This window comes from Streptomyces apricus (assembly GCF_008369065.1).
Lineage (GTDB): Bacteria > Actinomycetota > Actinomycetes > Streptomycetales > Streptomycetaceae > Streptomyces > Streptomyces apricus.
Map to the genome: position 1 here is coordinate 63,345 of NZ_VDFC01000033.1, position 5,802 is coordinate 69,146.

At 75.2% G+C, this 5,802-nt stretch carries 4 protein-coding genes and 3 pseudogenes; 4 read left to right on the forward strand and 3 right to left on the reverse strand.

Translation table 11 applies throughout. The features are described from left to right. The first annotated feature begins 26 nt into the window (after positions 1-26). Positions 27-695, forward strand: a complete 669-nt coding sequence (locus tag FGF04_RS11260) for a GOLPH3/VPS74 family protein (RefSeq protein WP_149511149.1) — start codon at positions 27-29, stop codon at positions 693-695. A 250-nt stretch (positions 696-945) separates the two neighbouring features. On the opposite strand, the gene ssgD is transcribed toward FGF04_RS11260, so the two are convergent. Beyond that, positions 946-1,362: a spore wall synthesis regulator SsgD gene (gene ssgD / locus FGF04_RS11265; protein ID WP_149511150.1), complete on the reverse strand. Its 417-nt coding sequence runs from the start codon at positions 1,360-1,362 to the stop codon at positions 946-948. A gap of 276 nt (positions 1,363-1,638) precedes the next feature. Here ssgD and FGF04_RS11270 point away from each other — a divergent pair, with 276 nt between their 5' ends. Next, positions 1,639-2,724 (forward strand): WD40/YVTN/BNR-like repeat-containing protein, encoded by a 1,086-nt coding sequence (locus FGF04_RS11270; protein WP_149511151.1) that lies wholly within the window; start codon positions 1,639-1,641, stop codon positions 2,722-2,724. Between the two features lie 115 nt (positions 2,725-2,839). Beyond that, positions 2,840-3,544, forward strand: a complete 705-nt coding sequence (locus FGF04_RS11275) for an endonuclease V (RefSeq protein ID WP_188114050.1) — start codon at positions 2,840-2,842, stop codon at positions 3,542-3,544. A gap of 53 nt (positions 3,545-3,597) precedes the next feature. On the opposite strand, the pseudogene FGF04_RS11280 reads toward FGF04_RS11275, so the two are convergent. Then, positions 3,598-4,539 (reverse strand): annotated as a pseudogene (locus FGF04_RS11280) (saccharopine dehydrogenase family protein); the annotation flags it as partial. A 206-nt stretch (positions 4,540-4,745) separates the two neighbouring features. On the opposite strand from FGF04_RS11280, the pseudogene FGF04_RS11285 reads away from it, so the two are divergent. Next, positions 4,746-5,630: pseudogene (locus tag FGF04_RS11285) on the forward strand (CaiB/BaiF CoA transferase family protein); the annotation flags it as partial. Between the two features lie 7 nt (positions 5,631-5,637). Here FGF04_RS11285 and FGF04_RS40990 read toward each other — a convergent pair. Next, positions 5,638-5,802 (reverse strand): annotated as a pseudogene (locus FGF04_RS40990) (CoA transferase); the annotation flags it as partial.

A 5,802-nucleotide genomic window follows, 5' to 3' on the forward strand; every position in this document is an offset into this window, starting at 1 on the left:
CTCCCCGACCGCCTGAAGGAGACTCCGTGCCCAACGGCCCGCTCTCGCTGCCCGCCCGTCTCTACCTGCTGGCCTGGGACACCACGAAAGGCAAGGTCACCGGTGCCTCCCAGGTCCCGAACCTGGTCCGTGCCGGCGCCCTCACCGAGCTGGCGCAGCGCGGGCTGCTGGCCGACGCGGACGGCGTCGCCATGCCCACCGACCCCGACGGCCGCACCGGGGACCCGGTCCTCGACGGGCTCCTGGAACTCGTCGAGGAGTCCCTCCCGCACAAGTGGAAGACCTGGGTGAGCCTACGGGCCCGCATCACGCTGGACGCGGTGGAGGCGCAGCTCGCGGCGGACGGCTACCTGCGGGCCGAGAAGACGCGCGTGCTCGGTGTCTTCCCGTCCGTCGACTACGAGATCGACCGGGTCGCCGTGGTGGACAGGCTGCGCGAGGAGGCCCGCCTGGTCCTTGAGGGACCGGTGCCGGTCGACGAGGTGTCCCCGCGGGACGCGGCGCTCGTCGCGCTGGCGGCCGCGGCCGAGGTGCGCACGCTGGTGCCGGACAAGGACCTGCGGCCGTACGAGGCCCGGCTCGCGGCCCTGGCCGAACGCGGCGGGACGACGATCCCGATGCTGAAGCAGGCGATCCAGGAGGTCCTCTCGGCGGTGGCCGGGACGACGACGCCTCCCGGGGTGCCCGGGCACTGAGAGGCCCGCTCGGCCCGCTCGGCCCGTTCGGCGTGGCGGCGGAATTCGGCGCTCCGTCCGTCACGGAGCCGTCCTCGCCGGAGGCCGCCCGGATCGGCGTGGGTCCGGGCAGCGCGCACACCGGTCCGCCGTGCCGCAGGGGAGCTGCTGGACACGGGGACGTACGACGCGCTGTCCGGTGGCCCCGGCCACGGGGAGCTCGGAACCCTCCTCGACACGGCAGGCCGGCCGCACGCCGCCTGCCGCGGCGTCAGCAGGAGTCGCGCAGCAGTTCGGTGAGCTCGTGGTCCAGGTCCTGGTGCAGGTGTTCGAGACCGACCGGCACCAGCCGCGTCGAGCTCTCCAGGAAGTGCCGCAGCTCGCCGGCGCGCACATGGATCACGGCGGTGCCCTCCGGGGCGTGGAACTCCAGGACGATGCGGTCGTAGCCGTACGGCCGCACCCGCACGTCCCCGTGCCCCACCTCCTCCTCGAGCCCCGCGGCGAGCAGTTCACGGGCGAAGGTCCAGCACACCTCCACGCCTTCCAGCGTGGACGGGGCGGGGAAGGACATGCGGACGGCGAAGGGATCGCGGGGGTCGTAGCCGAGGGTCGCGGGAATGCTCGGCATCCGCGGCGCGGCGGCGACGAGGCGGGCCTCTACGGGCTGCTCGATAACGGTGGACAACGCCTTGCTCCCTTGTGACGTGCGGACGAACTGCGGACGGATGAGCCGGGCACTTGTAAGGACGCCGGAACCGGCCGATCCGTGCCTGCCAAATCGCATGAACTCCGAGTGACCTCCGTCACCGCCTTTCAATCACAGGAGTGATCGCCGATTTCCAGGTGATCGTCCGGGACTCCTGGGGCTCCTGGGGCCTCTGGACGCGACCGGGGGAGTGGGCTAGCTTCGCCCGCCATGAGGGGCTTGGGGAAGACGCGAGGCACGACACGTACGAAATTCATGAGGCGCGTGGCGGCGGCAGGGGTGTGCGGGGTAGCGTGCGCGGCCGTGCTGACGGCGCCGGCACCGGCGCAGGCACACGGACCGGCGGGCCACGAGGCGTCCGGCACGAAGCCGGCGCGCTGGGAATCGAAGGCGAGTGGCACGGACGCGCGCTTCCGCGGCCTGGCCGCGGTCGGCCGGAACACCGCCTGGCTGGCCGGTTCCCAGGGCACCGTCCTGCGCACCACCGACGGCGGCGCGCACTGGCGGAACGTCTCGCCGCCCGGGGCCGCCGGACTGGAGTTCCGCGACGTCGAGGCCTTCGACGGCCGACGCGCCGTGGTCCTGGCCATCGGCGAGGGCGAGGCGTCCCGGGTCCTGCGGACCGAGGACGGCGGCGCCACCTGGACCGAGTCCTTCCGCAACACCGACGCCAAGGCCTTCTACGACTGCATGACCTTCCTCGACCGGCGCCACGGCCTGGCGATGAGCGACCCGGTGGACGGGAGGTTCCGCATCCTGTCGACCCGGGACGGCGGCCGCTCCTGGCAGGTGCTGCCCGACGCCGGCATGCCCGCCGCCCAGGAGGGCGAGGCGGGCTTCGCGGCCAGTGGGCAGTGCCTGGTCAGCTCGGGCCCGCGGGACGTGTGGCTGGCCACCGGCGGGGCGTCGCGCGCGCGGGTGCTGCACTCCGCCGACCGGGGCCGCACCTGGACCGCCGCCGACAGCCCGCTCCCGGCGGGGGACCCGGCCCGCGGCGTCTTCGCCCTCGCCTTCCGCGACCGCTCGCACGGCATCGCGGTCGGCGGCGACTACCGCGCCGACCAGGCCTCGCCGCAGGCGGCGGCGGTCAGCGGCGACGGCGGCCGCACCTGGACCACGGCCACCGCGCCGCCGCCCGCGTACCGCTCCGGCGTCGCCTGGCTCCCGCACAGCCGCACCTCCGCCCTCGCGGTCGGCCCCACCGGCACCGACCTCACCACGGACGGCGGCCGCACCTGGCGCACGCTGGACACCGGCTCGTACGACACCGTGGACTGCACCTCCGACGGGGCCTGCTGGGCCTCGGGCGAGAAGGGCCGGGTGGCCCGCCTGGAACGCTGACGCCCGCCCGTCCAAGGCCGCACGGTGAAGCCGCCCCGGCGTCTGCCCTAGGCTCGGCGTCACCATGACTGACGGCAGACAGACGACCGGCGGCGGACCCGCGGCCGACGCCACCGTGACGACCGTGCGCGTCCCCGCGGGCTGGCCCGCCACCGAGGAGCAGGCCCTGGCGGTGCAGGACGAGCTGAGGGGGCGGGTGGTCCTGGACGAGCCGGGCCCGCCGCCGGGCACCGGCCGGGTGACCGGCGTCGACGTGGCCTACGACGACGGACGCGACGTCGTCGTGGCCGCGGCCGTCGTGCTGGACGCGGCGACCCTCGACGTGGTCGCCGCGTCCACGGCCGTCGGCCGGGTGCCGTTCCCGTACGTGCCGGGGCTCCTCGCCTTCCGGGAGCTCCCGGCCGTCCTCGCCGCCCTCGAAGCGCTGCCGTGCGCCCCGGGCCTGGTGGTCTGCGACGGCTACGGGCTCGCCCACCCCCGCCGCTTCGGCCTGGCCAGCCACCTCGGCGTCCTCACCGGCCTCCCGACGATCGGGGTCGCCAAGAACCCGTTCACGTTCACCCACGAGGAGCCGGACGCCCCGCGCGGTTCCGCCGCGCCGCTGTGCGCGGGCGAGGAGGAGGTCGGCCGCGCGCTGCGCACCCGGGCGGGGACCAAGCCGGTGTTCGTCTCGGTGGGCCACCGGATGACCCTGGACGCCGCCTGCGCCCACACCCTGCACCTCGCGCCGCGCTTCCGCCTCCCCGAGACGACCCGGCACGCCGACGCGCTGTGCCGCCGGGCACTGAAGGAGACGACGGCTCCCCGGCAGGGGTTCTGAATACGTGGCCTGAGCACGCGGCTTGAGCACGCGGTCTGAGTACGCGGTCTGAGTACCCGTACGGATGCCGGACGCCGCCGTGATCGGCAGGCTGGGCGCATGACGACGCAGCGCACCCCGGCCCCGCCCACCGCCGACGGCAGCGTGCGGACCGCCGCGTAGTGGCGGTAGCGGAAGTCGGGCCCGTAGCGTTCCAGCGCCCGCGCGGACCGCTGCACGATCTGCGGGTCGATGGTGGGCAGCGGCAGCGCCCACGCGCCGACCTCCCCGGCGTAGCGCGGGGCGCCCGTGGGCGCGTACGCCCGGCGTCCGACCAGCCGCGGCTCGTGCCGCCTGCGGTCGCGCGCGGCGGCCAGCAGGTGCCGTCCGCGGGCGAACTGGCCCAGGGCGGAGGCGAAGGTGCCGCCGGAGAACGTCCCCCCGACCCGGACGAACCCGTCCACGGTCAGCGGCACCCCTTCGGGGAGCTGCCGCACGGTGAACCAGACGCCCAGGTCGTGCGGGACCGAGTCGAAGCCGGCCGCGTGCACGAGCCGGGCGCCGGTCTCCCGCGCGCGTGCGTCGTGCCGCACGTACATGAGGTCCACGAACTCGGGCTCGCCGCACAGGTCCAGGTAGTCGGTGCCGGCGTCCGCGCAGGCGGCGACCAGCTCCTCGCCGTACTCCAGGTAGGGGCCGACCGTCGTGGCCACCACGCGCGCCCGCCCGGCGACGTCCCGCAGGGAGTCCGGGTCGGTGACGTCGGCCCGCAGCAGCGGCAGTTCCGCGCAGCTTGGGTCGATCGCCGCCAGGCGGTCCCGCAGCCGCTCCAGCCTCCCGGTGTCGCGGGCCGCGATCGCCCAGCGCAGCCCCTGGGGGGCGTGGGCGGCGAGGTACTCCGCGGTGAGCGTCCCGACGAACCCCGTCGCCCCGAAGAGCACGATGTCGTACGCGCGCCCGGTACCGTCCTGACGGCCCTGTCCGTCCCGGCGGTCCTGTCCGTTCTGCCTGCTCATGGCACCTCCCAGCCGTCCGGCCCGCGCCGTCGACGGTGGCCGAGGCTAGCGTGCGGCCCGCGGGGACCGGACCGGTTACCCCGGCGGAAGAAGCGCGAGCTCCGCAGAATTGACTGAGCGCTTGCTCGCCAAAGGCTTGTGCGAAGGGGAGCGCGTTCATAACATCACTGATGTTACATCAGTTGTGTCACAGTGCTGGGGGCTTGATGGCAGCGTCGGGAGCGGCGGGACACGGCCCGCTGGCCGGGGKGCGGGTGGTCGAGCTGGCGGGCATCGGGCCCGGCCCGTTCGCCGCCATGCTCCTGGCCGACCTGGGCGCCGACGTCGTGCGCGTGGACCGTCCCGGGGGCCCGGGCCTGGGGATCGACCCCGCCCACGACGTCACCAACCGCAACAAGCGCTCGGTGGTCGTCGACCTCAAGGCACCCGACGGCGCGGAGCGGGTCCTCGGCCTCGCCGAACGCGCCGACGTCCTCGTCGAGGGCTACCGGCCCGGCGTCGCCGAGCGCCTGGGCGTCGGGCCCGCCGACTGTCACGCCCGCAACCCGCGGCTGGTCTACGGCCGTATGACCGGCTGGGGCCAGGACGGGCCGCTCGCCCGGCGGGCCGGCCACGACATCGCGTACATCGCGCTGACCGGCACCCTCGGCATGATCGGCGCCCCGGACGCGCCCCCGGCCGTCCCCGCCAACCTCCTCGGGGACTACGCGGGCGGCTCGCTCTACCTCGTCGTCGGCGTCCTCGCCGCCCTCCACCACGCGCGCGCGAGCGGCGCCGGACAGGTCGTGGACGCGGCGATCGTGGACGGCACCGCCCACCTCTCCTCGATGCTCCACGGCATGCTGGCCGCCGGCAGCTGGCAGGACCGGCGCGGCGCCAACCTCCTGGACGGCGGCTGCCCCTACTACGGCACCTACGAGACGGCCGACGGCCGGCACATGGCGGTCGGCGCGCTGGAGGAGCGGTTCTACGACGAGTTCACCGGCCTCCTGGGCCTGGGGGAGTACGCCTCGGCGCGCCGGGACCTCTCCCGCTGGGGCGAGCTGCGCGAGGCGGTCGCGGCCCGCTTCAGGACCCGTACGCGCGACGAGGCGTACTCCCCCAGGCCCAGGAGGCCGGTGAACTCGTCGTAGAACCGCTCCTCCAGCGCGCCGACCGCCATGTGCCGGCCGTCGGCCGTCTCGTAGGTGCCGTAGTAGGGGCAGCCGCCGTCCAGGAGGTTGGCGCCGCGCCGGTCCTGCCAGCTGCCGGCGGCCAGCATGC